Below are 25,947 nucleotides of genomic sequence, written 5' to 3' on the forward strand. Positions count from 1 at the left end.
CCTCATGACAGCCAGCGCTTGCGGCGCTTGTAGTGTTTTACATCCCGGTAGCTCTTATGGGCTCCGCCGCCGCCAAGGCCGAGATAGAATTCCTGCACGTCCTGATCCTTGACGAGCCGCTCCACAGGCCCGTCGATGACGACCTTTCCCATCTCCATGATGTAGCCGTAGCTCGCCACGGAGAACGCGACGGCGGCATTCTGCTCCACGAGCAGCATGGAGACACCCTGCTCCCGATTGATGCGCGCGATGATGGTGAAGATTTCCTCCACCAGCTTCGGTGACAGACCAAGAGAGGGTTCGTCGAGGAGAATGAGCTTCGGCTTCGAGATCAGTGCGCGGCCGATGGCCAGCATCTGCTGCTCGCCGCCGGAGAGATAACCGGCCAACCCTTTACGGCGCTCATAAAGGCGCGGAAAATAGGAATAGACGAGATCGAAAGGCGTGATCGGCAGGCCGCGACCGGACAGCGAGAAGGTGGCGGCGGTGAGGTTCTCCTCCACCGTGAGGTCCTCGAAGATGCGGCGGCCTTCCATCACGTGGAAGAGCCCACGCCGCACGAGTCCATGCGGCGTGAGCGATGCGAGATCCGTTCCGTCGAACTCGATATGACCGGCCGTGACCGCGCCGTCCTCCAGTTCGAGCAGGTTGGATACAGCCTTGAGCGTGGTGGACTTGCCAGCTCCGTTGGAGCCCAGAAGGGCAACGATCTCGCCCTTCGGAACCCTTAAGGACAGGCCGCGGAGAACCTGGATCGTCCGGTTATAGACGACCTCGACATTGTTGACGTTCAGAAGGATCTCCGCGTCCATGGGCATTACTTTCCGAGCTGGATCCAATCGGAAGCCGGGAGCATCTGCTTCTGCTTGGCGTCGAAGCGATAGATGCGGCCGACCGGCAGCGAGTTGCCTGGGATGGAGATCGGAACGCCGATGATGCCGCCCGTATCGAAGTCCTTGATGGTGTTGAGCGAGGCCTTCATGTTCGCACCTGTCAGCTCCTTGCCGGCATCGAGAGTGCGCTTGACGGATTCCGTCATCAGCATCGCGGTCAGGAAGCCCTGCATATAGGCGGTGGACTGATATTCGGGACGCATCTGCCGGATCCTGTCCAGCATCGGCGACGTGCCTTCCTTGTCATAGTAGTAGCGGTAAGGCATCACGCCCATGAAGCCGTCGGCTGCCTCGCCCATCTGCTGCACCATGGAATTATCCATGGACCAGAAGGTGCCCATGAAGCGGCTCTGCATGCCCATTTGCTTCGCCTGCTGGATGAATTCCGGGATCGGCGCGAGCACATAGCCGTGGAAGATCGTGTAGTCGGGACGCGCGCGGCGCAGCTTCAACACTTCCGTGGACACGTCCACGCTGCCAGGCGGCGTCACGATCTTCTCGACCACCTTCAGGCCGAGTTCGGTGGCGAGCTTCTCACCGGGCGCGATGGGATCACGTCCGAATTCCGTATCGGAATAGACGAGAGCGATGCTCGCACCCGGCTTTTCCTTGGCGATGTGGCGCATGAGGATGCCGAACATCTCCGTATAGTCCGGGCCGGGCAGGAATTGCAGCGGGAACTTCTTCGGATCGTTCAGCTCCGACGCGAAGGATGCGCCGGCCATGATCATCGTGCCCTTGCGCTCGAGCTCGGGATTGATCGTCTTGGCAAAGCCGGTGGAGTCGCCGTAATAGAGCGTGACCTTATTCTGGCTGGTGATCTTGTTGAAGGCTGCAACCGACGCATCGACCTTGTAACCGGTATCCTCGGCCACATACTTGATCTTACGGCCTTTGATGCCACCGGCATCGTTGACGATCTTCAGGTAATCCTGGATGCCCGCATGGATGCCGACGCCTGCAAAGGCGAAGACGCCCGTGAGCGGGATCGATCCGCCGAGGACGATGTCCTCCTGAGCCTGCGCCCTGGCCTCGACAGCGCCGAGCGCAAGCCCGGCCATCGCCGCTCCTATCAGACTTCTCCGCGATAGTGTGAGCTTCATGATTTCCTCCCGATGGTCTTTATGTTTTGAAGGGCCAGAGATGGAAGAAGCGTCGGATTCGTTGCCAGATTTCGGCAAGGCCCTGTGGTTCGAAGATGAGGAACCCGACGATCAGAGCACCGAACACGATGGTTCGGATAGGTGCGAGCAGGCTGAGCGCATCCGGAATCCAAGGAGTGAGCCAGCCGACGACGAGCTTGAGAACCTCCGGCACCAGGGTCATGAAGGTGGCGCCGAGAATGCCGCCCAAGATGGTGCCCATGCCGCCGACGATGATGGCGGCCAGATAGAAGATCGAGTTGATGAGCGGGAAACTCTCCGGCGTCACCACGCGGAAGAAATAGGCCCACATCCCGCCCGCGACACCCGCATAGAAAGATGAGAGCGCAAAGCTCATGAGCTTGGTTTGAAGCAGCGGGATGCCGAGAACTTCCGCCGAGATGTCCCGGTCGCGGATGGCGATGAAGGCGCGGCCCACACGGGTGCGGAAGAGGTTCGCCGCGCCCAGTACCATCAGAGCCGTGACTGGAATGACGAGCCAGTAGAGTTTGTGCGGCTGATCGAGCGCGATACCGAAGAGGCTTGCAGGCGGCATGGACAGACCGCGCGTTCCTCCCGTGAGATCCCAATGGGCAAAGAGGAAGTGCAGGATCATCGACGCTGCGATGGTCGCGATCGCGAGATAAAGCCCCTTCACGCGAAGGCTCGGAATGCCGAACACGACGCCGACAGCGGCCGTCATTCCGCCTGCCACTAGCAGGTTGATGAAGAATGGCGTGCCGACGCGGGTTTCCAGCACGGCGACCGTGTAGGCGCCGACACCCATGAAGGCCGCCTGCCCCAGGCTCACGAGGCCCGTATAGCCCGTGAGAATGTTGAGCCCCGTAGCGCTCGCCACGTTGATGGCGACAAGGCAGGCCATGTAGATCCAGTACGGTCCTGCCACGAAGGGGAAGAGCACGAGACTCGCGGCAAGAAGCGCAAGCCAGACCCACTGCACCCTCGTGTCGAACAGGGCCTCATCGGCTGCATAAGAGAGCTTAAAGGTTCCAATGCGCATCAGAGCCTCTCGATCTCATGGGTGCCGAAGATTCCGTAGGGCCTGACCATCAGGATCAGGATAAGCAGGCTGAATGTCGCGAGAAGCTTGTACTCGCCGCCGAGGAAGCTGCCTGCGAGCGCTTCCACGAGGCCGATGAGCAGACCGCCCACCAGCGCGCCCGCGACGGAGTCGAGACCGCCGACGATGACGACCACGAGAACGGACAAACCGAAGATACCCATGGTCGGTGAGATGCCGCCGATGGCACCGACGATCACACCAGCTCCTGCAGCCGTCGCGCAAGCCGCCATCCAGGAGAGCGAAAACACGCGCCCCACGTCGATGCCCATGGAATAGGCCGCGCCCTGATCGCGTGCGGTCGCACGAAGCGCGACACCGCCACGAGAGAAGCGTAAGGCAATCACCGCTCCGGCGATCAGGAGAGCAGCCACAAGAGCGCCGTAGGCTACTTTCGGCGCGAGATAGGCTTCTCCTAAGAAGATCGGCGTGTTGGGGATGAACTCAGGCAGGCGCAGAGGATCGGCGCCCCAGCCGAGTTCGACCACACCCGCCAAAATGGAGCCGAGGCCGATGGTCACCATGAAGACTGAGATGGGACTCTCGCCGAGCATGGGGCGGATGAGCGCGCGCTCCACCACCGCCCCCAGGGCGGCACCAGCGAGGATCGTCAGCGGAATGGCGGCCCAGATCGACAGGCCTGCTCCAGCGACGAGCCCGAAGAACACATAGCCGCCGAGCATGAGGATTTCGCCGATGGCGAGATTGACCACGCGAGTTGCCTTGTAGATCAGCACGAAAGCGACGCCGGTAAGCGCATAAAGAGCGCCTGCCCCCAATCCAGCCAAAGCCACTTCGGTGACATAGAGCCAATCCATCACGCGGCCTCCGTCTTGCGAATGCGTTCCGCGAGATCGCCGGAGCCGAGATAGGCACTGATGACGGCTGGATCGCTCTGCACATCGGACGGGCGCCCTTGTGCGATCACCTGACCGAAATTGAGGACGACCACGTGGTCGGAAATGTCCATCACCATACCCATGTCATGCTCCACCATGAGGATGGTGATGCCCCATTCCTCCTTCACGTCGAGGATGAAGCGGGCCATGTCCTCCGTCTCCTCCCGGTTCATGCCGGCCACCGGCTCGTCGAGCATGAGAATGCGGGGCCGCATGGCAAGCGCGCGCGCCAACTCGACGCGTTTCTGTAGGCCGTAGGGCAATGCGCCTACAGGGGCGTGACGGATGTGCTGAATTTCGAGGAAGTCGATAATGCGCTCCTCGACTTCTTGGCGAAGCTCCATCTCCTCCCGATGCGCCCTGCCCCTGTAGAACAAGGCATCGAAGATATTTGTCTTGAGATGGGCGTGACGGCCGAGCTTGATGTTGTCGAGAACGGTCATCCCCCGGAACAGGGCGATGTTCTGGAATGTGCGTGCCAATCCGCGCTTGGCGCGCGCGGGCGGCCGCTCGCGACTGATGTCCTCACCGTCGAAGAGGATACGGCCTGCGCTTGGCCTGTAGAAACCTGAGATAGCATTGAACATGGACGTCTTGCCCGCGCCGTTCGGCCCGATGAGCGCGGTAATCGAGCCATCCTGCACTTCGAACGAGACGCCGGAGAGCGCACGCAGCCCGCCGAAGGATAGCGACAATGCATCGACTTTCAGGATCGGAGCGGCGGTCTCGCGCGGGGATCGTGTGAGGCCGTCTGACATGCTCTACTGTCCCTTGAATTGAGCTGGCGTTTTGTTGAGAAAGGCCGAGACCCCTTCCCTGAAATCCTGCGTTCGCGCCAAACCCTTGAAGGTTTGGCGCTCCGCCTCGAGCTGTGCTTCCAGATCCCTCTCGAAAGATGTGGTCATCAGCTCCCGGATTCGGTGGTAGGCAGCAGACGGCCCTGCCGCGAGACGGGCCGCAAGGCGCGCGCATTCTGTGCTCATCTCCACATCCGCAACCACCCGGTTGACGATGCCGAGACGCAAAGCCTCCGCGGCGTCGATGGTATCGGCAAGAAGCGCGAGCTCTTTCGCTTTTCTCAACCCGACAATGCGCGGCAATTGATAAGTGGCCGATCCATCAGGACTGGCGCCGATACGGGCATAAGCGAGCGTGAACTTTGCCGTTTCGGTCGCGATGGCGAAATCGCAGGCAAGAGCGAGGCTGAAGCCCGCGCCTGCTGCGGCACCATGGACTGCGGCGATGGACGGTTGCGGCAGACTATCGAGAAGCCGCAAGGCCTCGTGAAACGGGGTGATAATATCGTCGATGGCGGCTTCGGGATCGCCCTGTCCAAAGCGGGCGACATCCCCACCGGCGCAGAAGGCGCGGCCTTCGCCGCGTAGCACGATGGCGCGCACATCCGTGCGCTCGGCAATGCTTTTAAGGCAATTCAGGAAGGCTCTTGCCGTCTCGGCGTCGATGGCATTGAGCACCGACGGACGGTTGAGCGTAATCGTCGCGACGCCTTCGGCAACGGACAAGGTGATCGAGTCGGAACTCTCCACCACCGGCATCTCCTCCCATAGGACAGATCGGCTTTTCGCCGATTTTGATCCATGGCCGGATATGCTTCTTGGCGGCATTCTCGGCTTTCTTTGTTGGGCCGTCTTTCAGCGACCCTACTCTCAAATCGTATTCTTACCCGTGAGTAGAAGTCAACATGAGCTCCTCTCGTCCGAAAGGCGAAAGACGTAACAGAATACCTTTGATTTGGACCTGCTATGCTGCGCTGCACAGGCGCTTGACGGAAAAGAACGGCGAGGCTTACCTTTTGGTCGCAAAGCTACCTATGGGTAGAAAAAGAGTGTCCTGGGAGGACAAGCACGATCAGCCCTTGAAGGGCAGCCGCATCTAAGACGCACGCCGGGAAACGTCATCCGTGAATCCGGCCTCGCAAACATGCCATGAGATGCGGCCCATCATGACGCCTCCCCATCGCCGCTAAGGAGTGCCCATGTCCTATCGCTCGTCCTGGATGAATGACGACCTCGACATCTTCCGCGAGACGTTCCGGCGCTATCTCTCCACCACTCTGTCTCCATGGGCTCAGAAATGGCGCGCCGACAAAATGATCGATAAGGAAGCGTGGCTCGCGCTCGGCGAAATGGGCGCGCTCTGTCCAGACATGCCTGAGGAATATGGCGGCCTCGGCGGCACCTTCGCTCATGTGGCAGCCGTGATCGAAGATCTCGAATACGAACTGCCCGAGATGGCCCTGCCCGTTGCGGTACATAACGCCATCGTGGCGCAATATGTTCTTCATTTCGGTTCGCACGAGCAGAAGCAGCGCTGGATTCCGGGGCTGGCATCAGGGCAACTGATCGGAGCGATTGCGATGACGGAGCCGGGTGGCGGTTCCGATCTTCGGGCCTTGCGCACTCGTGCCACCCGCGAAGGCAACGCCTATGCTCTGAACGGTTCAAAAACCTTCATCACCAACGGGCAAATCGCGGATCTCGTTATCGTTGCAGCCAAGACAGATCTTGAACAAGGAACGAAGGGCATTTCGCTCCTGATGGTCGAAGCGGACGGCAGTGACGGCTTTCGCCGGGGCAAGAACCTCGACAAGATCGGCATGCACGCCTCGGATACGTCCGAGCTCTTCTTCGACAATGCCTTCGTGCCCGCGGAGAACTTGCTCGGCGGCCAGGAGGGCCAGGGCTTCTATCAGATGATGGAGCTCCTCCCGAAAGAACGGCTCGCTATCGCGGTCTCCGCCGTGGCGTCGATGGAGCGCATGGTCCAGATTACGACGGATTATGCGAAGGAGCGCAACGCCTTCGGTAAGCCCATTCTGGAATTCCAGAACACGGCCTTCGTTCTGGCGGAACGCAAGAGCGAGACCCTGATCGCGCGCGTGTTCCTGGATTGGTGCATCGAGCGCGCCATCCGGGGAGAGCTCGATCAGGTAGCCGCCTCCATCGCCAAGTACTGGACTACCGACAAGCAGTGCGAAACAGCCGACGAATGCCTGCAGCTTCATGGCGGCTATGGCTATATGGATGAGTACGAGATCGGCCGGCGTTACGTGGATGCGCGCATCCAGCGCATCTATGGGGGCACCAACGAGATCATGAAGCTGTTGATCGCACGTTCTCTGTAACGATCTAGTCCGGAGCAAAAGCTGGGCGGGAGGAGCCAAAGCCTGCGGAATTTCTGCGACGGAGCAATGCGATGTTCAGGACCGGCGGCACAAGAAGCCCTGCCATCGAGGCAATCACAGCGCCTACCAACATTACCGTCATGCCCCGCCCTCGACTTCCTGACGAATCCGCTTGTCCGGAAGCGAAAATGCAGTCTCACGCTTGCACGAGGCTGGTGCCTAGTACTCCATCTCGAAGCCAAGACCGACGGATGTGCCGCCTTCCGCATCGACGGCACCCTGGGCCTTGAGACGCCGCGTGAGGTCCACATCGACCGTGACGCCGCTTTCTTCAGGCCGCGCTCCAGCCCTTACACCTACGCGCACATTGTCACTGATGTAGCGTGACACGCCGACGGCAGGATCGCCGGAGGAATCGACGGTAATGTCGAGACTGTCGACGCCGAGCGAGCGGCGCAGGCTCTCGAAGGCGTCCGATCCGGTACCACCGGAGAGCTGCGCCACGGTCTGCGCAAGCTGCAGCGCCTGCCCCGCCGAAAGCGCACCGGACGGGCGCTGGAACAGCACGCGGGAGAGTACTTCATCCTGGGGCAGATCGGGGCTTGAGCTGAAAGCGAATTCAGGTTGTGAGGCAGGTCCTGTCACGGCGATACGGGCCGTCACATCGCCGACCTGTGTCTCCGCCAGGAAATCGAGTGACGGTGTGAGATCGCCGGTGAAATCAAGCCGGCCCCGCACGAAGTCGATGCGACGTCCGATGATATCGAGGCGCCCGCGCCGCAACTCGAAGGCACCGATGGCAATCGGATCCTGCGACGTATCCTGAAGCCGCAGATCACCGCCGAGTTCGGCATTGATGCCGCGTCCGCGCACGAAGATGCGGTTCTGCGCAGTGATGGTGAGATCGAGATCGGCACTGAACGGGCGTCCCCCCGTGCGCGCGGCCTGCTGCCTGCGTGCCAGCGCAAGCCGCGCCGCTGCAGCCGGCGTCGGCTGAACATGCCTTGTTCCCGGCAGCGGCCTCAAGGTGGCCGGAAGACGGTCGGGTACCGAAACGTTCATGGTGATGATATTGACCCGCCCTGCGACACGCGGCCTGCTCATGAGTGGGCCGGATACGGCAAGATCCATATCGGCGCTCGCATCGACGGTCTGATTGGAGACGAGCTGAGCGCGATTTGCCGTGATGCGGATGTCGGCAGGAAGACCCGCTGCGGGATCGATGCCGATCCGGCCCTGAGCGGCAATCGCCCCGCCGTTGGGCGTGCGGGCGGTCAGGTTCTCGATGGTGAGATTTTGCCCACGCGCCGCAAAGCGCCCGGCGATGTCGTTGAGCTGAACACCCTGCAAGGAATCGACGAAGCTGCCGCCCGACAATGCGACATTGCCTTGAACCTGCGGCTCAGTGAGAGCGCCGGTCACTGAGAGATCGAGCGTGGCGCTGCCTGTCACGCGGCGGCCCGCCGCCGACAAGAAGGAATTTGCCACAGCAAGATCAGTGCGGCCTTTGATCGTCACGGCAAGAGCATCTGCCGTATCGAGGGGGATTGTTCCTGCGATCTGCAGCGTTCCGAAACGTCCCGCCGCGACATCAGCGTCGATTGTCGCCCGCTGGTCGGCGATCTGGCCCTTGGCGGCAACTGTGAGCGGCGGAAGCCCGGCCTGGCGGGTTTCAGGGGTCGCGAGGCCCGCCACCCTTACATCATAGGTTCCAGTTGGATTGCCTGCCTCGCCTCTGATGGCGGCATTGCCGTTGACGATGCCCACGATGCCGAGATTGGGCACGGCGATTTCGGCGATCTGAAGCGGCAGGCTGCGAATATCAACGGCAAGATCCAGCCGGTTACCGACAGTTCCCGAGACGCTGACACGTCCCTGATCGGCGGCTATGACGAGGCCGCGAATGATTGCGGCACCGCCTTGGAGGGAAATAGTCGCAGGCTGGGCCAGGGCGAGACGCCTCCCGCCGCGTCGCGCGGTAAAGTTCGCGAGTTCAATGCGCGTCGTGTCACCGGGCACCACACGGGCCTGTGCGTCGAGATCGAACCCCTGTCCTATCGCTGAAGCCGTGACGAGCGACGATTGCGGCGATCCTTCCGCCGCGAGACGAACATTTCGGAATGTTTGCCCGCCTGCCCTCACCTCGGCGGCCTGAACAGCGCCATCGATGACAGGGCGGTTATAAAGATCGGAGATGCTCATGCGGGCATCGAAATCCCGCACTGCCACATCGGCAACGCTCACGCGTGTGCCATTGGCTGTCACGGACACGTCCTGACGCCCGCCCTGAGCGTTGAGCTGAATATCCGCATCAAGCGATCCATCGAGCTTGGTCAACAGGAGCGGACTGAGATCATCGAGATTGCTGCCTGACAGGGAAATTCGGCCCTGGGCCAGCTCATTGGCAGCGATACGCAGGCTCCCGCTCAGCGATACGGAGCCGACATTCACATCGAGCCGATCCAGATTCCAGCCGCCCTCCGCAGGCCGCGCCAAGTGCATGGTACCGGTCGCAGGCTTGGATCCCACCTGCCCTTCGAGATTGAGTGCAGCATCGAGCGCGCCGGTCACGTCCTTTGCATCCATCGTGAGCACGAGACGGGGGATTGGACGATCAAGTGCACGCACATCCGTCAATGTCGCAGTCGCGGTCACATCCGGCTTTTCAAGCGACCCAGTGAGGCGAGCCGTCACATTGGCCCGGCCCGCACTCAGCCGTGTATCCAGATGCCTGATCTCATCGATGGTGAGATCGAAGCCGAGATTGGCCGTACTCTGCGTGGCGCGCCCATCGATACGCGCGTCGAGATGCGCCCCATCGATCCGGAAGTTCTCGAAACCGAATCCGCCCGGCACACGGCGCATGACGCCGTTGGCCGTCACCGAGCGCCCGAGCAGACCATCGAGAGGCGGCGTGCCTGTCGAGAGGTCGCGCAGATTGGCATCGACCGTCGCCACGATATCCGCCTTCCCGGGATTGCCCGACAATTTCGCCCGGAATGAAGCCGATCCGCGCAAAGTGCGCCCTGTGATGCCGGAGAAGGCCGCAAGCGCCGGAATATCGGCATCGAGATTGCCGTCCAGAATGCTCGATGCGACACGGCCGCTAAAGCCCGCTTTTGCGGTCGTTGTCTCAACGCGCGCCGTGTCGACATTCGCGATGCCGTCCCGGTCGAAAGTGCCGTTCGCAGTCACCGAAAGGGTTGGACCGAGCGCACGCGCCAGCGCCCTGTCGGCGGGTTGAAGACCATTCGCCCTGGCATCGACCGAGAAGGTGAAACGGTCGGCGATGGCAGCATCGCTGACCGGGTTCATGGCGATGCGGGCGCTCAAGTTTTCGAGTGCCCCCTCCGGCAGGCGCACACCCGCCACATCGAGCGAGCCGTTGATCCGAGGAGCCGTCATCGTGCCCTGCACACGCCCATCGAAGACGAGGCGCTGGATCTGGGCCTCACCCGCGCGAGTTGCGCTGCCATCATTCGGCAGAGCGCGGGCCTGCAGGGTCAGATCCAACGCTTGGTTTGCGCTGATGCCTCCCGTCATGTCGAAGCTCGCGACATTCGAGGTGATGCGAACAGGCTGGAAGCGAAGGCTGCGATCATCACCGATGGCGATGTTGCCCACGAGCTGGGTCGTTCCAGAAAACACCGGTGCGGCAGGCGCAGGCAACAGTCCTTCGATCCGCGCAGCGAGATCGGCATCGACAGTATAGCCCGCACCCGCTCGCCTGACCGTCGTTGTGCCCGCGGCTCCAATGGTCGCCCCGGCGGAAAAATCGAGCCGCGCCGCAAAATTGCTCAATGGCCCTTGACCGGTGAGTTTGAGGTCGACCGGCGGCAATCCGGGCAAGGCGAGAAGACGTGCCGCAATGCCTCCGGCAGGTTCCTGATGCGTCAGGTCGAGTGCCAGCCGGTTCGTCTGCGGCACGTAGCTGAGATTGATCGAAAGACGCCCGGGCGCGTCGAGGCGTCGGGCTGCGAAGTCGAGTCGGAGCCCCTCGTTGGGATCACCGAGATTGGCCGCACCTTGGGCGGAAAGACGCGCTGCGGTGCCGAGGATCGGCTCACCAAGAGCAAGCTCCTGCAGGGAGAACTTCTCGATGATGACTTTGACCGGCAATTCCGGCAGAACCGGCTCGTCGGAAACGGCGACACGCTCTTCTTCCGTGGTCGCCGGCTTACGGGCGATTTGCAGACGGTCGATCTGGAGTTCATCGACCTCGAGCCGTCCACGCAGCAGCGCCGTCCGTGTCCAGACGAGACGCGCACGGTCGAGCGTCAGCCAAACACCGTTACGATCCGAAATGCGTACATCCCGGATGACGGCGTTGGAGGAGAGAGCCCCTTCGATGCTGCCGATGCTGACCTGCGTGGCGGGAGTCGACAGAAGGCGCGAGATCAAGCTCGCCAGCGCGCTCTGATCGGTCTGGGCCCGGCTCGGTGATCCCGCGACAAGCCAGAGAAGTCCGAGCACCAAAGCGGCGGCAACAGCGAAGACAGTGAAATATCGGCGCAGCTTCATCATCAGAATGCCTGTCCGATGCCGACATAAACGGCAATGCCGCGATCATCGCCCTGCTCGCGGCGTACAGGCATGGCAACGTCCAATCGAATGGGACCGATGGCCGTGTAGTAGCGCAGACCAAGGCCGGCGGAGACGCGAATGGATTCATCGAAATCCGGATAGCTCGATTCAAACGCCGTTCCGGCATCCACGAAAGGCACGATGCCGATCGTGTCGGTGATCTTGATCCGCGCCTCGACCGAGGCCTCGAGCAGGCTGCGCCCGCCGATGGGCTCGCCGAGGAATGTTGGGCTCAAAGTGCGATAGCCAAAGCCGCGAACGGAGCCGCCGCCACCTGCAAAGAAGCGCCGATTAGCGGGGATCTCGTCGAGCTCTGCTCCCACGATAGACCCGAGACCGAGACGACCGGCCAGCACGTAGCGCGCCTCCTCATCGAGGGGCCAATAGGTCGAAGCCGTTCCCTTCGCGACGGTGATGGGTACGGTGGAGCCGAGGAAATCGGGATAAGGCGTCACGGACGCTAGCAGCTTCATGCCACGAGTGGGATTGAGCGTGTCGTCCGTGGAGTCGTAGGTGACGGAGAGCGGCAGGCCCACGAGAGTGTAGTCGATCTGCCCGAGAATGTCGGAGGCTTGACCCTTCTCGTATTCGATTCCACCCTGGATCGAGAACGTATTGCTGAAGCGATGGCGGATACCTGCCGTTCCATTGAAGAGACGGCTCGTATAGCCCTCCGTGCGATCGCGCTCCACCAGGGCCTCCGCCAGGAAGTCGTTGCGGCTTCCCCAGAGAGCAGGTTTCAGGAAGCTCGCGCGGAAGCGTCCGCCGAGGTCGTCCCACGAAAAATCCTCAGCGTCATCGTCGTTCAACCGACCGCCATTCTCGGTCAGATAGAAGATGTTGCCCTCGAACCTCAATCGTTCGGCGCCTCCGAACAGATTGCGGTGCGCCCAATAGGCCCTCAGCGCAGGACCATCGGTCGTCGAATATTGCACGGAAGCACCAATGACACGCGGCGGGCGTTCGGTGATGTCGACGAAGAGAGGCAGGTTGCCATAAGCATCGAGCGTCTCCCCCTCGCGAATACGCACCGAGGACAGGGCTTCGACGTTCAGGATCGATTTGCGCATCGATGTGAGTGTCGCGGGCGAATAAGGATCGCCCGGATCGGTATAGATGAAGGAGCGCACCACCGCCGGATCGACGTTCTCTGCGCCTCTCACCGTAATCTCGCCAATGCCCGCACGGGGGCCTGGATCGACGGTCAGCCCGACATCCATGACGTGCTGAGGATGGATGACGACGGGATCCTGCCGGGTCACTTTTGCGAAAGGCCGTGACTGCGCCCGAAAATGATCGACGATCTGCGCCTGCGCGGCCAGAACATCGGCCGCGCGAGCCGGCTCGCCGGGCTTGACCCTGATGAGACGGGGCGGCAGTTCCTCAGGCGAGAAGGGACGCCCAGTCCTCGCATCGAGCACGTCGACATTTCGCAGTGTGAATTGCGAACCGGGATCGACCATCACCTGAACGGGCACCTGGGCCCGTGAGCGATAGGAACCTGCCGTGCGCATGGCAGCGTCGGGACGGAATGTCTGGAGGGATAACGGTATGCCTGCGACCGCAACAACGACGCGCGCATTGTAATAACCTGCGCCCCATAGAGCATCCGTCAAGCGAGGCAGATCGGCCTCAGCCCTGCGGACGAGAGATTCCGCATCTGGAGGCGCGTCCCCTTTCAGGCTCTCAAGCGTCGAGGCGTCTTTGAGGATCTGAATAATGTTCTTGTCGTTGCCGACAACCGTGAATTCGAGGGCATAAGGCAGTGCATCGGCAGAGGGAGGCGGCGCTTCATCCCCTTTTCCGAACAGACCGAAGAAGTCGAAGGCAACGGCAGGCGCAATTGACACTCCGCTGGACAAAAGCCCCGCGAGGATCATGAGGAAGGAATATTTCCTGGTTGCCGACCATACCAACGGAGCCACGATTGCCCTAACTACAAAACCAACTATGCACCTTCACCGTTTCCCAAGACTTCGCCGCCAAATAGGGCGAAATCTGGGACGCTGTAGCCGCAACCCGCCATAATCCGGCCCATCCACATCATGAAGCTCTTCGACATCACCGACCGCCTTGCCCTCGTAACCGGATCGTCCAGAGGCATTGGATACGCAATTGCCCGTGGTCTCTCCGATGCCGGCGCCACAATCGTGTTGAATGGCCGTGACACCGAGGCTTTGGAGAAGGCGCGAGCCACGCTGGCAGCGGAAGGGCGCAATGTTCATGCCCGCTGTTTCGATGTTACGGATGCCCGAGCGGTAGAGACAGTCATCGCCGAAATCGAATCCGGGATCGGCCCTATCGAAATCCTGTTCAACAATGCAGGCATCCAGCACCGCGCCCCGCTGGAGGAATTCCCGCTCGACGCCTGGGAGAGATTGAAGGCTGCCAATATCGACAGCGTCTTCTTCGTCGGCCAAGCCGTCGCCAAGCGTATGATCCCTCGCAAGCGCGGCAAGATCATCAACATCGCCTCCGTTCAGGCGGAACTCGCGCGTCCCAGTATCGCGCCTTACACAGCCACGAAGGGTGCAGTGAAAATGCTGACCAAGGGCATGGCGACCGATTGGGCGCGCCATGGCCTGCAAGTCAACGCGATTGGTCCCGGCTATTTCAGAACCGAGCTCAACGCCGCCCTCGTCGCCGATCGGGACTTTTCCGCATGGCTGGAAAAGCGCACGCCTGCGGGCCGCTGGGGAAACGTGGACGAGTTGATTGGTGCCGCCGTTTTCCTGGCCTCGGACGCATCGAGCTTCGTCAACGGCCACGTCCTCTACGTGGATGGCGGGATTACATCCAGCTTGTGATTCCTGTTCAGGGCTTTACGGCCTCGTGCATTTTCTGCGCGCCTTCCAACTGGCGCTGTAGCTCGGGAATGATCTGATCGGCGAAACCCTTGAGCTCCGGATTGGGACCTTCGCTCGCCACCCGATAGATTCTAAGTTCCTGTTCCAGCGCCTGAACCTGGATTTCCGAGTAACGGCGGCTCAGCGCAAGATAGTCCAAGGGCTCCAGGTTCTCGAGAATGACGCGGTGCTCAAACTCCTTCATGGACGGCAGTTGCAGACTGCGCTCCTTGGCGAATGCCTCAAGCCGCTGCAGAAAGCCCGCACGGAAATCGGCGGCGCTCGTCGCGTAAGTCCTCACATCCGGCTTGGTTTCACGGCTTGAGGCCAATTTGGCAGCCTCTGCCTGAAAGATGGCAGAGCTGTAGGCCAAGCGGAGAAACTCCTGCGGTTCGATGCGGCGGGTCTGCGCAGGCGCGCCGCCCGCCCCCTGTCCTTGTGCCGATGCCGTGGCGGTCATTCCCGCGAATACAGCCAGAGCGAACAATGCGATGATCAGATGGTTCAGGCTTTTCATGACGTTACTGCCACCCCGGAACGCCTGACATGTCGGGCAGTCGATGCGCGATGCCTTTGTGACAGTCGATGCAGGTTCTCTCGCCGGAGAAGAGGAGACGCTCGTGAGCGGATGCCGCGCGTGGATTCTGCTTGCTCAGATCCATCGATTCAGAACTATGGCAGTTACGGCACTCCAATGAATCGTTGGCCTTCATCCGCGCCCACTCACGCTCCGCCAGATGTTTCCTGAGCGCCAGAAACTTTTCCCGTGTGTCGATGGAGCCGAAGATATGGCCCCAGACCTCCTTTGAGGCCTGCATCTTGCGGGCGATCTTGTTGGTCCATTCATGGGGCACGTGACAATCCGGGCATGTGGCGCGCACGCCGGAGCGGTTCGTGAAATGGATCGTTCCCTTCAACTCCTCGAAAACATTCACTTCCATTTCATGGCAGCTCGTACAAAACTTTTCTGTATTCGTCGCTTCAAGCGCGGTGTTGAAAGCTCCCCAGAAGAAGACGCCCGCTACGAAGCCGCCGAGCGTCAGAAAAGCCAAACTGAGATAGGTCGGCGGGCTCAACGCCGTCGCAACCCAGCGATTTCCGCGAAACCACCCCCAGGCCCGAGCAATCCCTGCCGCCATCAGCGTCTCCTTCGTTCCGGCTGCCTCTCAGGCTCTGTGATCGCGTCCATGTCGGTGAACACGTTCTCCACGAGAGGCTTCGCAGTCGTCTGCGGCACGTGACAGGACACGCAGACGTAACGTCGTGGCGCGAGCCCTCCGAGGGTATTGCCGGCACGGTCCTGATAATGCGTGACACTGATCATCGGAGCCTGGCTCTGCTCCGTGAACTTGCGTGCATGGCACGACATGCATTTGTTGCCATTCAGGTCGACGGCATAGCCTTCGATGGAATGCGGAATAACGGGAGGCTGATCGGGATAGTTGCGGCCGACGCGGACATCATCGGTCACCTGCCGCTGCATCGGCGGCGCGGGCGTTTCCTTCGTGAATGGCTGGGGCCCGCGCAAGCGCGGCGCGTCCTGCGCCAGAATAGCGCCTGCAGCCAGACATGGAACTATGCTGATCACGCACAAGAAAAGTCCTCGCCTCATTGCTGATCTCCTGCATCGGCCATGGCAGCAGCAACGATCTTGACCGCGCATTTCTTGAAGTCGGTCTGTTTCGAGATCGGATCCGTCGCGTCGAGGGTCACCTTGTTGATGAGCTGACTGGCATCGAAGAACGGAACGAAGATAAGCCCGGGCGGCACACGATTGCGCCCGCGCGTCTCGACCCTGCTCCGGATCTCTCCACGCCGCGAAATGACCCTCACCTCCTGCCCGCGCCGGAGATTGCGCTTGGCGGCATCGTCCGGGTGCATGAACACGACCGCGCCGGGGAAGGCCTTGTAGAGTTCGGGAACGCGCAGGGTCATCGAGCCCGAATGCCAATGCTCGAGAACGCGGCCTGTGACGAGCCAGAGATCGTACTCGGCATCAGGAGATTCCGCCGGAGGCTCATAAGGCGCTCCGACGATGTTGGCCTTCTTGTCGGGATTTCCGTAGAACTGTATCCCGCTGCCTTTCTCGACATAAGGATCGTAACCCTCCCGGTAGCGCCAAAGCGTCTCTCGACCGTCCACCACCGGCCAGCGAAGTCCCCTCACCTCATGATAGAAATCGAAAGGCGCCAGATCGTGCCCGTGGCCGCGACCGAAACTGGCATATTCCTCGAACAATCCCTTCTGAACATAGAAACCGAAGGCCTTTGACTCAGGGTTCTCATAGGCCGCGTTGATCTCCGACAAGGGGAACTTGTCGACCTCGCCATTGGCGAAGAGAACATCGAAAAGGCTCTTGCCCTTGTATTGCGGGTTCGCATCCAGAATCTGGGCGGGCCAAACCTCGTCGGTCGTGAACCGCTTGGAGAATTCCATCAACTGCCAGAGATCGGAGCGCGCCTCTCCCGGTGCGTTGACGAGCTGGTGCCAGAAATGCGTGCGCCGCTCCGCATTGCCGTAGGCGCCCTCCTTTTCCACCCACATGGCGGCAGGAAGGATCAGATCTGCGGCCATCGCAGTGACGGTCGGATACGCGTCCGAGACCACGATGAAGTTCGCCGGGTTCCGGTAACCGGGATAAGTCTCGTTATTGGTGTTCGGCGCCGTCTGGAGGTTGTTGTTGACCATGATCCAGTAGGCGTTGAGCTTGCCGTCCTTGAGCATGCGGTCCTGCTGTACGGCATGGTAGCCGACCTTATCGGGCAGAAGACCGTGCGGCAGCTTCCAGATTTCCTCCGCATGCTTGCGATGCTCGGGATTGTTGACCTGCATGTCGGCGGGCAGGCGATGACTGAAGGTGCCGACCTCGCGGGCGGTGCCGCAGGCCGAAGGCTGGCCGGTGAGCGAGAAGGGAGAGTTCCCCGGCTCTGAAATCTTTCCAGTGAGCAGGTGAAGGTTATAGACCATGTGGTTCGCCCAGACGCCACGGACGTGCTGGTTGAAGCCCATGGTCCAGAGCGACATGACCTTGGTCTTCGGATCCGCGTAGATCTTCGCGAGTGCCTCCAACCGCTCCTTGGGAACGCCCGACAGTTCGGACGCCTTTTCGACGGTGTACTGACTGACGAGTTTTGCGTATTCGTCGAAACTCGCCGGCTGCGAAACCTGCGCATCATTGGCATGCTGCGCCCGCTGCTCCAGCACGTTGTCCGGCCGCAGGCCGTATCCGATATCCGTATTCGCCAGCCGGAAGTTGCAGTGCTTTTCGACGAACTCCCTGTTCACCGCGCCATTCTGAATGATGTAATTCGCGATGTAGTTCATGATCGCGAGGTCCGAATTCGGCTTGAAGATCACGGCCATATCGGACAGGTCCGTCGTCCTGTGCTCGTAGGTCGAGAGCGTCGCGATCCGCACATGCGGATGGCTGAGACGGCGGTCGGTCACCCGGGTCCACAGGATCGGATGCATCTCCGCCATGTTCGAGCCCCAGAGCACGAAGGCATCGGCATTCTCGAAATCGTCGTAGCACCCCATCGGCTCGTCCATGCCGAAGGTGCGAATGAAGGTGACGGCGGCTGAGGCCATACAATGGCGGGCATTCGGATCGAGGTTGTTGGTGCGAAAGCCTGCACGCATGAGTTTGGAAGCGGCATAGCCCTCCCAGATGGTCCACTGGCCTGAGCCGAACATGCCGACAGCCTCAGGCCCCTTCTCCTTCAACACGCGCTTCCATTGCCGCGCCATTTCATCGAAAGCCTGATCCCAGGAGACGGGCTGGAACTCTCCATCCTTCGCGTATTGCCCGTTCTTCATGCGCATCAGGGGCTGCGTGAGGCGGTCGCTGCCATACATGATCTTGGACAGGAAATAGCCCTTCACGCAGTTGAGGCCGCGATTGACCTCCGCCTGCATGTCCCCGTGCGTGGCAACGACACGGCCGTCTTTCACCCCAACCATCACGCCGCAACCCGTTCCGCAAAAACGGCAAGGCGCTTTCGACCACTGGATCTGAATGTCCTCGCCTGTCGCGATATTCTGCGCGCTCGCCGGCAGAACGACATTCGCAGCCGAGGCTGCAGCGGCTGCGGCCTGGGCCTTCAAGACGGTTCGGCGCGTGAGATCCATGATTATCTACTCCCGCTCTTGCACAGGTTCGAAGTGATGAAAGACCAACGTGGCGGCCAGGACGCCATCGAGCACCTGAATGGCGTTGATACGCTCCACAACCTGGCTCTCGGTGCTTGTCTCCAGGGTGACGATCAACTTCCCGGTGTCTTCGCCGCCATGAATCTCCGTACCCTCAATTGCCTCGAGGCTTTCGATGATCGAGCGAACGCGATCAGGACGGCTGTGAACGATGAGACTGGAGATGTGACATTCGGGATTCATGCGCGCGCCTCGATGGTGGAGAGACCGATGGCATCGGCAGGACAGGCCTGGAGGCAATCGCCGCACCCCGTGCAGGTATCGTTCATGATCCTGGGGCGGGCTCCGCCGATGGCGAGTTCGAAGCGCACGGCGCCTGTCGGGCACGCATCCCGGCAGCTCATGCAGGCAATTCCATGAAAGGCGAAGCAAGCTTGGCCGATGACCGCTATCGGAGGCCCGGATGGTTCGGGCGTTTCGGCGAAGCGTCCGAGAAGGAAGCTGCGGCGCCCGGGGTCGGGAGCGTCATCCATGACCGCCTCCCGTCAGACTGGACCGGGGGGGCCGGTGAACAGGTAGTACATCCAGACGAGAAAGCCCCAGCCGGCAACCACGCCAACGGCAATGAACGGCCAGATCAGGACAGCTAGAATGAGGAAGGTAAGCGTCTCCCGCCGCCTGCTGCCGGTTTCCGAGAGGTTCTGTCGCATTCTTGAGCGCTCGGATGGACTTCAGCTTAACGGTAACGCTTCAGCCTCGTCGTCAGTTCCACTCGAAAGACAACTTCTCCTGCTCTTCCTATTCTCGTCCGAATATCAAAGGCCTGGCGGCACGGGTTCTGCTGTCAGGCGTGTCTGGGACGCGAGGCGTATGGGAGCATTCACGGCTCCATAACCCTGGTAGCGGCGCCTCTCCACGATCTCGAAGAAAAAGCCGCCTTCGAGTGTTTTCGTGTAGGCCTGAAAGTACTCGGCTCCACCCTCACGATCGTACAGGATGTTCTGGGACCGCAGTCGCTCCACATCCTCGGCGGAAAGGTCCGTTCTGACTTCCAGATCGTCGTAATAATTCTCCGGAATGGGCAGGAGATCAATACCGTTCGCTCTCAGGCGCTGAACCGTCGCCACAATGTCGTCCGTCGCAAGCGCGATGTGCTGCACTCCCGAGCCGAAGAGCTCGACAAGGAAGCGTGAGGACAGAGTGCGCTGGCTTTGCGAAGAGTTGAGAATGAGGCGGAGCGAACCGTCGGAAGTCTCCATGGCTTGGCTCTGCACCACGCCTCCCGGATCGATGACGGTCTGAACCGGCGTCTTCCGCACATCGAGGAGCGAGGTGTAGAAGAGCAGCCAGGTCAGCATTTCCTCGTAATGCATCGACTGGGACACATGATCGATGGAGACCAGTCCCGCACCGGTGAAGTCGCTCACCTCGGTCGATTCGAAGTCGACATCCCAGAGCCGGTCCAGCCCCGTCTTATGATCCACGAAATACAAAAGGCTGCCGCCCAGGCCACGAACAGCCGGGATATTCATTTCGCCGGGCCCGACAGGCTGCTGGAACGGCTGGTCCAGAAGCGTGGTGGCGCGGTTCACCGTTCCAGGCGCATCGTCGACTCGTAGGGCCAGAGCGCAGACCGATGTGCCGTGCGTGATGTTGAAGGAATGAGCGAACCCCTCCTTGTCCGCGTTCACGACGATGTTGATGTCTCCCTGGCGCCAATGCGTGACGGCTTTCGAGCGATGACGACCGGCCTTCTGAAATCCAAGACCGGAAAGAATGCGCTCAAATCCGCCTGCTCCGCGTTCATCGACGGCAAACTCGACGAACTCAACACCTGTGCATGTGGCCTTAGGAGGAAGAGCGAGCTGGTTGGGCAGAGCCCCTCCCGTCCGCCGCCGCAACTCGTCGAGCATCACAAGCAGCGATCGCTGCCCGTCGACGGCGACACTGCGCGCGGAGCCCGCCCGAAAGCGGTCGTTGAAGATTTCGAGGGAAAGGAGCCCATCGAACCCTGTTGCGCCAAGCGCATCCATGAAGGCGTCGATAGGCAGATCGCCCTGCCCTGGGAAGCAGCGGTAATGGCGGCTCCAGGACAGGTAATCCATATCGAGCTTCGGCGCATCGGCCATCTGCACGAGGAAGATCTTGTCCGCTGGAATGGAGCGGATGGCGGACAGGTCCGTTCCGCGCGCGAGAATATGGAAAGAGTCGAGCACGAGACCGACGGCCGGGTGGTTCGCGCGTCGTACGACCTCCCAGGAATCGCGGTAATCGTGGATATGACGCCCCCAGGAGAGCGCCTCGAAAGCCACGCGCATGCCGCGTTTGGCGGCACGCTCTCCGAGTTCGTGAAAATCCGCAGCCGCCCGCTCGATCCCGCCAAGAGAGTCGGGAGAGACATTGCTGCAGATCATCAGCAGATCGCAGCCTAGCTCCTGCATCACATCGAATTTTCGCTCGGCCCGGGCAAAGACCTTCGAGCGCTGCGGCTCCGGCATTCCTTCGAAGTCTCGGAACGGCTGGAACGTGATCGTCTTAAGACCAAGTCCTTCGATCATGCGCCGCGCATCGGCCGGCGTCCCGTTGAAGGAGAGAAGATCGTTCTCGAAGATCTCAACACCCTTGAACTGCGCGGCCGCGATGGCCTCGATCTTCTCGGTCAGAGTACCGCTCAGGCAGACGGTGGCAATGGCTGTACGCATCCTCGTGGGTCCGTTTCCTCTTTATTGAGTCTGGGAGCCTTTTGCCGCTCCTTCTTGTTTTAGCTGATCGTTCCGGTCGCGAGAGCATGCTCGACGCCGCCAGCGACGTGGCGTGTCAGCACCTCGCAGGCGCGCGCCGCGTCCCGCTTCAGGGCGCATTCCATCAACTCGACATGCTCGCTGGCGGCAATGTCGCCACGATAGCTCAAGGCGATCATCTGGTAGCGCAGGTACTTATCAAAAACCGCCGCATGGTTGTCGATGAGCATCTTCGAGCCGCAGGCGGAGATGAGGGCTTGGTGAAACTGCCAGTCGTAGCGCTTCCATTCCTCGGTCTGGGACCTGTCACCTTCAGCCATCCGCTCTTCCATGCGAGCAAGCCGATGATGGGCAGCGACGACGCGGCCTTCCCACTCCATGTCGCCAGCCTTGAATGATTGCTCCAGCGCCCGACACTCAAGGAGTTGCCGCAGCGCCGCGATCTCCCGCAAATTTGCGATGGAGACGGGAGCCACCTCGAAACCCTTCTGTCCCTCGGCCACTACCAGCCGCTCGGAGTGAAGTCGGTTCAGGATTTCGCGCAGGGTGCTGACGCTTGCGCCGTAACCGGCTTTCAGGCCTTCGAGCTTCAACTTTCTGCCGGGAGGCAGACGGCCGAAGATAATGTCGGATCTGATCTTCTGATAAGCGCTTTCGCCAATCGTGGAAGGCTGGGCTGCTACGGAAACATCATCGATCATGCCAATGCTCCGCTCTCAAGCGTGTAGGCGACACATCCGTTCACATGCTGGTTCAGCACTGCGCAGGCGCCATCGGCATCGCGAGCGAGCGCACAATCGAGCAGCGACCGATGCTCCTTGGCGGCGATTTCGCCACGAAACACGACCGCGACCATCTGATAACGGAGGTACTGGTCGAAGACGCCGCCATAGAGATCGAGCAGGGTCTGGGATCCGCAGGCCTCGATGAGGGCCTGATGAAATTCGCGGTCATAGCGCTTCCACAGCTCCGTCGCCGTTTGGTCTCCGGTCAACATCCGCCGCTCCATGAAGGCCAGCTTGTGATGGGCGGCAACCACGCGGCTCTCCCATTCCAGGTCGCCAGCGGCAAAGGACATCGGCAGTGCATAAGTCTCCAGGAGAAGCCGCATCGCCGCGACGTCCTCGAAACCTGCAGGCGACACGGGAGCGACGCGAAACCCACGCTGACCTTCAGCCACCACGAGTCCTTCCGACGAGAGCCGGCTTAAGATCTCCCGCAGGGTGCTGACGCTCGTGCCGTAATCGGTCGCCATCCCATCCAGCCGGAGCCGGAGGCCTGGATTCAAGCGACCGAACACGATGTCGGCACGAATCCGGTCATAGGCGCGATCCGCAATGGATGCCGCCACCAGTTCGATGCTCATGGGGCCAACGCCCTGCTTTGAGCCGGCATGAACCAACCTCCAAGGTCACTCCACCTTCTGGCAGAGCTCAAATCATATGCTGAAACATAAAATATCAGATGTTTTTAAAAATGCCTATTGATTTTGAAATCGTCGGGACAGATAGTTTCCGCAACGACGCCCAAAACAGAGCGCGACAATCTGAAGGAGAGGAAACCATGGGACTTAAGATCAATCGGCGTATTCTGATGGCCGCAGGCGCGGCCGTTTTGGCCTACGGCATGGCTGAGCCTGCTGCCGCTCAAGCTCCTGCAAACCTGAGATTCTCTGCCGTCTTCTCGGAGCAGGATATCCGAGCCGGGATGATGAAGCAGTTCGGCGAAGAGCTGAAAGCCCAGGGCTTTAACCTCCAGCCTTATTACGGCGGCACCCTCTTCAAGCAGGGAACCGAACTCGTCGCCATGCAGCGCGGCAATCTCGAGATGGGCAACATCGCCCCGCAGGACATCTCGAACCAGGTTCCCGAATGGTCGATCGTCACCTCGGCCTATCTCTTCCGCGATGCCGACCACCTGAAGAGGGTCTTCGCCAGCGATGTCGGCAAACAGCTGAAGCAGATGGCCTCCGACAAGCTCGGCATCCACATTCTCGGCCCCACCTATTTCGGTGCACGCCATGTGGGCCTGAAGCCTAATAAGAAGATCAACAAGCCTGAGGATCTCGCGGGCATCAAGCTGCGCATGCCCGGCGGCGATGCCTGGCAGTTCCTCGGTCAGTCGCTCGGCGCAAATCCGACGCCGATGGCCTATGCGGAGGTCTATACGGGCCTGCAGACAGGCGCTATCGACGGGCAGGACAATCCGCTGCCGAACGTGCAGAACATGAAGTTCTACGAAGTCATGTCGCAGATCGCGCTGACCTCGCATCTCGTCGGCTTCGACGTTCTGGCCGTGTCCAACAAGGTCTGGAATGCCATGTCGCCCGAGAAGCAGGCCGCGTTCCAGGCCGCGGCCGACAAGGCCATCGAGTGGAGCACGCAGGAACACCTGAAGCAGGAGGCGCAACTCGCGACCTTCTTCAAGGAGAAAGGTCTCGACGTTTACACGCCTGACCTGAAAGCCTTCCGCGAATTCGCGCAGAAGAAATATCTTGCCTCTGATCTCGCGAAGAGCTGGCCTGCCGGCATGGTCGACAAGATCAACGCGATGTAATGCGCATCACCGCTGCCGGACGCATACGTCCGGCAGCCGCCGTCTTCATTGTTCTCTCTCGCCTTCTTCAGGAAGGGAGCCGCTCTCATGAATTCATCATTGCGGGCAATCGGCTTGTGGCTTGCGCGCCGCGCGGAAAACCTCGCAGCCGCCATGCTGGCCGCGATGTTCGCGGCCTTCCTCCTGCAGATCGCCTTCCGCTATCTCTTAGGCCTTCCCATTGGATGGACGCATGAAATCAGCGTTGTCCTGTGGCTCTGGCTTGTCCTGTTCGGCGCGGCCTTCGTCGTCACGGAGAAAGAGGAAATCCGCTTCGATATTATTTACGGCGCCGTCGGCCCCAAGCCCCGCCGCGTGATGGCGCTCATCAGCGCCTTCGCGCTGATCGCCCTCTATTCCATCTCGCTGCCCGCCGTCGTCGATTATGTGACCTTCATGAAGGTGGAGCGGACAAGCTATCTCAAGATCAGGTTCGATTGGCTGTTCTCGATTTACATCGTCTTTGCCGTCGCCACCATCATCCGCTACATCTGGATTGCCTGGCAGGCTATGCGAGGCGTGGCGCCGGATGAATTCGATCCCACCAAAGCGAGTTCCGGCGTATGAACCTGACAAGCCCCTTCTCGATCTCGCTCGTCGCGATCACCGCCCTCGCCTTTCTCGGCCTGCCCATCGGCCATTCGATGATCGCAGGCTCGATCCTGTACCTGTTCCTGGCAGGCCTCGATATGGGAACCGCCGCCGAGCAGCTGCTCAACGGCATGTATTCCAACTACGTCATTCTCTCGGTGCCGCTGTTCATTCTTGCCGCCGAGTTCATGAATATCGGCTCCATGACCGACCGCCTCATGATGTTCTGCAACGCGCTGGTCGGCCGCTTCCGCGGTGGCCTCGCCCAGGTCAATATCCTGCAGAGCATCATCTTCGCAGGCATGTCGGGCTCTGCCATTGCGGACGCCGCCGGCACTGGCCGAATGATGCAGGCCATGATGACCCGTGATGGACGCTACACGGGAAGCTATGCGGCGGCGCTCACGGCGGCTTCATCCGTCATTGGCCCAATCATTCCTCCTTCGATCCCGATGGTGCTCTATGCCCTCGTGTCGGACGCATCAATTGGCTATCTCTTTTTGGCTGGTGTTGTTCCGGGCCTGCTGATGGCCCTGAGCCAGATGATCATCGTGGCCATTACTGCTCGTCGCAGAAACCTCCCGGTTGAAAAGCCGGTGCCTCTGCGCAAGCTGCCGCGCATCACGTGGGATGCCTTCCCCTCCCTCATGATGCCCGTCGTTCTCCTCGGTGGCATCTATAGCGGCGCGATGACACCCACAGAGGCCGCCGCCGTTGCGGCGGGTTATGCATTGCTCATATCGGCGGGCCTTTATCGCAGCGTGAGCTGGCGCAGCTTCTACCAGTCGCTTGCTATCAGCGCCCGAACCACCGCATCCATCGGCATGCTGATCGCGGGTGCCCTCGTGTTCAACTATGTCATCACCGTCGAGAACATTCCCGAAGGCGTGAAAGCGCTGCTCGAAAGTTGGAACCTCTCGCCGGTCGGCTTCCTGATTTTTGTGAACGTCCTGCTGCTGTTGCTGGGCTGCGTGCTGGAGGGAACAGCCATTCTGCTCATCGTAGTGCCGGTCTTCATTCCGACCGCGCAGGCGCTCGGCATCGACCTCGTGCATTTCGGCGTGGTGGTCGTTGTCAATATCATGCTCGGCCTGATTACACCGCCTTATGGGTTACTGCTGTTCATCATGGCGAACATCTCGGGCGAGCCTCTGCGCGACATCGTGCGTGACACGATGCCTTTCCTTTTCGCCATGATCGTAGCCCTCGCAATCATGACCTTCGTGCCCGAAACCGTTCTCTGGCTGCCGCGCCTTTTCGGCTACCAGGGGTGAGCCTGCT

Annotated in this window: 23 protein-coding genes; 5 read left to right on the plus strand and 18 right to left on the minus strand. The window is 60.7% G+C overall.

Going from position 1 to position 25,947, the window contains the following annotated elements:
• Positions 1-2 precede the first annotated feature (2 nt).
• The 6 genes from MJ639_RS03645 to MJ639_RS03670 form a co-directional block, all read right to left on the minus strand.
• Complete coding sequence (locus tag MJ639_RS03645; protein WP_243368819.1) at positions 3-812, minus strand: ABC transporter ATP-binding protein; 810 nt, start codon at positions 810-812, stop codon at positions 3-5.
• A 5-nt stretch (positions 813-817) separates the two neighbouring features.
• Complete coding sequence (locus MJ639_RS03650; protein WP_243368820.1) at positions 818-1,954, minus strand: ABC transporter substrate-binding protein; 1,137 nt, start codon at positions 1,952-1,954, stop codon at positions 818-820.
• A gap of 61 nt (positions 1,955-2,015) precedes the next feature.
• Entirely contained in the window at positions 2,016-3,056 is a 1,041-nt protein-coding gene (locus MJ639_RS03655) for a branched-chain amino acid ABC transporter permease (RefSeq protein ID WP_243368821.1), read from the minus strand.
• A complete protein-coding gene (locus tag MJ639_RS03660) occupies positions 3,056-3,934 on the minus strand; it encodes a branched-chain amino acid ABC transporter permease (RefSeq protein ID WP_243368822.1) in 879 nt (292 codons plus the stop codon). Before MJ639_RS03660 ends, MJ639_RS03655 begins: the two co-directional genes overlap by 1 nt.
• The gene (locus MJ639_RS03665; RefSeq protein WP_243368823.1) at positions 3,934-4,773 is read right to left on the minus strand and encodes an ABC transporter ATP-binding protein; all 840 of its coding nucleotides are present in this window, start codon (positions 4,771-4,773) and stop codon (positions 3,934-3,936) included. Before MJ639_RS03665 ends, MJ639_RS03660 begins: the two co-directional genes overlap by 1 nt.
• 3 nt (positions 4,774-4,776) lie before the next feature.
• Complete coding sequence (locus tag MJ639_RS03670) at positions 4,777-5,565, minus strand: enoyl-CoA hydratase/isomerase family protein (protein WP_243368824.1); 789 nt, start codon at positions 5,563-5,565, stop codon at positions 4,777-4,779.
• 446 nt (positions 5,566-6,011) lie between these two features.
• Between MJ639_RS03670 and MJ639_RS03675 the strand changes: the two genes are divergently transcribed.
• Entirely contained in the window at positions 6,012-7,160 is a 1,149-nt protein-coding gene (locus tag MJ639_RS03675) for an acyl-CoA dehydrogenase family protein (protein WP_243368825.1), read from the plus strand.
• Positions 7,161-7,379: 219 nt separating this feature from the next.
• On the opposite strand, the gene MJ639_RS03680 is transcribed toward MJ639_RS03675, so the two are convergent.
• Positions 7,380-11,684, minus strand: coding sequence for a translocation/assembly module TamB domain-containing protein (locus MJ639_RS03680; protein WP_243368826.1), 4,305 nt, complete (start codon positions 11,682-11,684; stop codon positions 7,380-7,382).
• Positions 11,684-13,624 (minus strand): autotransporter assembly complex protein TamA, encoded by a 1,941-nt coding sequence (locus MJ639_RS03685; protein WP_243368827.1) that lies wholly within the window; start codon positions 13,622-13,624, stop codon positions 11,684-11,686. Before MJ639_RS03685 ends, MJ639_RS03680 begins: the two co-directional genes overlap by 1 nt.
• A gap of 165 nt (positions 13,625-13,789) precedes the next feature.
• Here MJ639_RS03685 and MJ639_RS03690 point away from each other — a divergent pair, with 165 nt between their 5' ends.
• Complete coding sequence (locus MJ639_RS03690) at positions 13,790-14,551, plus strand: SDR family oxidoreductase (RefSeq protein ID WP_243368828.1); 762 nt, start codon at positions 13,790-13,792, stop codon at positions 14,549-14,551.
• A gap of 7 nt (positions 14,552-14,558) precedes the next feature.
• Here the strand turns inward: MJ639_RS03690 and MJ639_RS03695 are convergent, their stop codons facing one another.
• From MJ639_RS03695 to MJ639_RS03740, 10 genes are all read right to left on the minus strand, one after another.
• Complete coding sequence (locus tag MJ639_RS03695) at positions 14,559-15,107, minus strand: DUF4142 domain-containing protein (RefSeq protein ID WP_243368829.1); 549 nt, start codon at positions 15,105-15,107, stop codon at positions 14,559-14,561.
• A gap of 4 nt (positions 15,108-15,111) precedes the next feature.
• A complete protein-coding gene (locus MJ639_RS03700; RefSeq protein ID WP_243368830.1) occupies positions 15,112-15,729 on the minus strand; it encodes a NapC/NirT family cytochrome c in 618 nt (205 codons plus the stop codon).
• A complete protein-coding gene (locus MJ639_RS03705) occupies positions 15,729-16,202 on the minus strand; it encodes a nitrate reductase cytochrome c-type subunit (protein WP_243368831.1) in 474 nt (157 codons plus the stop codon). The genes MJ639_RS03700 and MJ639_RS03705 overlap by 1 nt, the downstream gene beginning before the upstream one ends.
• Positions 16,199-18,724: a periplasmic nitrate reductase subunit alpha gene (gene napA, locus MJ639_RS03710; protein WP_243369032.1), complete on the minus strand. Its 2,526-nt coding sequence runs from the start codon at positions 18,722-18,724 to the stop codon at positions 16,199-16,201. Before napA ends, MJ639_RS03705 begins: the two co-directional genes overlap by 4 nt.
• A complete protein-coding gene (locus MJ639_RS03715; RefSeq protein WP_243368832.1) occupies positions 18,725-18,982 on the minus strand; it encodes a chaperone NapD in 258 nt (85 codons plus the stop codon). It abuts the gene before it with no gap.
• The gene (locus MJ639_RS03720; protein WP_243368833.1) at positions 18,979-19,272 is read right to left on the minus strand and encodes a 4Fe-4S binding protein; all 294 of its coding nucleotides are present in this window, start codon (positions 19,270-19,272) and stop codon (positions 18,979-18,981) included. Before MJ639_RS03720 ends, MJ639_RS03715 begins: the two co-directional genes overlap by 4 nt.
• Before the next feature lie 12 nt (positions 19,273-19,284).
• Positions 19,285-19,449, minus strand: a complete 165-nt coding sequence (locus tag MJ639_RS03725) for a periplasmic nitrate reductase, NapE protein (RefSeq protein WP_243368834.1) — start codon at positions 19,447-19,449, stop codon at positions 19,285-19,287.
• Positions 19,450-19,554: 105 nt separating this feature from the next.
• Complete coding sequence (locus tag MJ639_RS03730; protein WP_243368835.1) at positions 19,555-21,441, minus strand: bifunctional sugar phosphate isomerase/epimerase/4-hydroxyphenylpyruvate dioxygenase family protein; 1,887 nt, start codon at positions 21,439-21,441, stop codon at positions 19,555-19,557.
• Between the two features lie 59 nt (positions 21,442-21,500).
• Positions 21,501-22,181: a GntR family transcriptional regulator gene (locus tag MJ639_RS03735; protein ID WP_243368836.1), complete on the minus strand. Its 681-nt coding sequence runs from the start codon at positions 22,179-22,181 to the stop codon at positions 21,501-21,503.
• A complete protein-coding gene (locus tag MJ639_RS03740) occupies positions 22,178-22,846 on the minus strand; it encodes a GntR family transcriptional regulator (protein ID WP_243368837.1) in 669 nt (222 codons plus the stop codon). Before MJ639_RS03740 ends, MJ639_RS03735 begins: the two co-directional genes overlap by 4 nt.
• A 197-nt stretch (positions 22,847-23,043) precedes the next feature.
• Here MJ639_RS03740 and dctP point away from each other — a divergent pair, with 197 nt between their 5' ends.
• The 3 genes from dctP (at position 23,044) to MJ639_RS03755 (ending at position 25,940) form a co-directional block, all read left to right on the plus strand.
• Positions 23,044-24,036 (plus strand): TRAP transporter substrate-binding protein DctP, encoded by a 993-nt coding sequence (dctP, locus tag MJ639_RS03745; RefSeq protein WP_243368838.1) that lies wholly within the window; start codon positions 23,044-23,046, stop codon positions 24,034-24,036.
• An 87-nt stretch (positions 24,037-24,123) separates the two neighbouring features.
• Positions 24,124-24,642 (plus strand): TRAP transporter small permease, encoded by a 519-nt coding sequence (locus tag MJ639_RS03750; protein WP_243368839.1) that lies wholly within the window; start codon positions 24,124-24,126, stop codon positions 24,640-24,642.
• Positions 24,639-25,940, plus strand: coding sequence for a TRAP transporter large permease (locus MJ639_RS03755; protein ID WP_243368840.1), 1,302 nt, complete (start codon positions 24,639-24,641; stop codon positions 25,938-25,940). Before MJ639_RS03750 ends, MJ639_RS03755 begins: the two co-directional genes overlap by 4 nt.
• The last annotated feature ends 7 nt before the right edge of the window (positions 25,941-25,947 follow it).

Source organism: Microvirga solisilvae (assembly GCF_022808595.1).
Taxonomy (GTDB): Bacteria; Pseudomonadota; Alphaproteobacteria; order Rhizobiales; family Beijerinckiaceae; genus Microvirga; species Microvirga solisilvae.

Excerpts from the sequence above, each read along its gene's own strand:
- MJ639_RS03645 (WP_243368819.1), bottom strand. The coding sequence starts at position 812 with ATGGACGCGGAGATCCTTCTGAACGTCAACAATGTCGAGGTCGTCTAT.
- MJ639_RS03650 (WP_243368820.1), bottom strand. The coding sequence starts at position 1,954 with ATGGCCGGGCTTGCGCTCGGCGCTGTCGAGGCCAGGGCGCAGGCTCAG.
- MJ639_RS03655 (WP_243368821.1), bottom strand. The coding sequence starts at position 3,056 with ATGCGCATTGGAACCTTTAAGCTCTCTTATGCAGCCGATGAGGCCCTG.
- MJ639_RS03660 (WP_243368822.1), bottom strand. The coding sequence starts at position 3,934 with ATGGATTGGCTCTATGTCACCGAAGTGGCTTTGGCTGGATTGGGGGCA.
- MJ639_RS03665 (WP_243368823.1), bottom strand. The coding sequence starts at position 4,773 with ATGTCAGACGGCCTCACACGATCCCCGCGCGAGACCGCCGCTCCGATC.
- MJ639_RS03675 (WP_243368825.1), top strand. The coding sequence starts at position 6,012 with ATGTCCTATCGCTCGTCCTGGATGAATGACGACCTCGACATCTTCCGC.
- MJ639_RS03680 (WP_243368826.1), bottom strand. The coding sequence starts at position 11,684 with ATGATGAAGCTGCGCCGATATTTCACTGTCTTCGCTGTTGCCGCCGCT.
- MJ639_RS03685 (WP_243368827.1), bottom strand. The coding sequence starts at position 13,624 with ATGATCCTCGCGGGGCTTTTGTCCAGCGGAGTGTCAATTGCGCCTGCC.
- MJ639_RS03690 (WP_243368828.1), top strand. The coding sequence starts at position 13,790 with ATGAAGCTCTTCGACATCACCGACCGCCTTGCCCTCGTAACCGGATCG.
- MJ639_RS03695 (WP_243368829.1), bottom strand. The coding sequence starts at position 15,107 with ATGAAAAGCCTGAACCATCTGATCATCGCATTGTTCGCTCTGGCTGTA.
- MJ639_RS03700 (WP_243368830.1), bottom strand. The coding sequence starts at position 15,729 with ATGGCGGCAGGGATTGCTCGGGCCTGGGGGTGGTTTCGCGGAAATCGC.
- MJ639_RS03705 (WP_243368831.1), bottom strand. The coding sequence starts at position 16,202 with ATGAGGCGAGGACTTTTCTTGTGCGTGATCAGCATAGTTCCATGTCTG.
- MJ639_RS03715 (WP_243368832.1), bottom strand. The coding sequence starts at position 18,982 with ATGAATCCCGAATGTCACATCTCCAGTCTCATCGTTCACAGCCGTCCT.
- MJ639_RS03720 (WP_243368833.1), bottom strand. The coding sequence starts at position 19,272 with ATGGATGACGCTCCCGACCCCGGGCGCCGCAGCTTCCTTCTCGGACGC.
- MJ639_RS03725 (WP_243368834.1), bottom strand. The coding sequence starts at position 19,449 with ATGCGACAGAACCTCTCGGAAACCGGCAGCAGGCGGCGGGAGACGCTT.
- MJ639_RS03730 (WP_243368835.1), bottom strand. The coding sequence starts at position 21,441 with ATGCGTACAGCCATTGCCACCGTCTGCCTGAGCGGTACTCTGACCGAG.
- MJ639_RS03735 (WP_243368836.1), bottom strand. The coding sequence starts at position 22,181 with ATGATCGATGATGTTTCCGTAGCAGCCCAGCCTTCCACGATTGGCGAA.
- MJ639_RS03740 (WP_243368837.1), bottom strand. The coding sequence starts at position 22,846 with ATGAGCATCGAACTGGTGGCGGCATCCATTGCGGATCGCGCCTATGAC.
- dctP (WP_243368838.1), top strand. The coding sequence starts at position 23,044 with ATGGGACTTAAGATCAATCGGCGTATTCTGATGGCCGCAGGCGCGGCC.
- MJ639_RS03750 (WP_243368839.1), top strand. The coding sequence starts at position 24,124 with ATGAATTCATCATTGCGGGCAATCGGCTTGTGGCTTGCGCGCCGCGCG.
- MJ639_RS03755 (WP_243368840.1), top strand. The coding sequence starts at position 24,639 with ATGAACCTGACAAGCCCCTTCTCGATCTCGCTCGTCGCGATCACCGCC.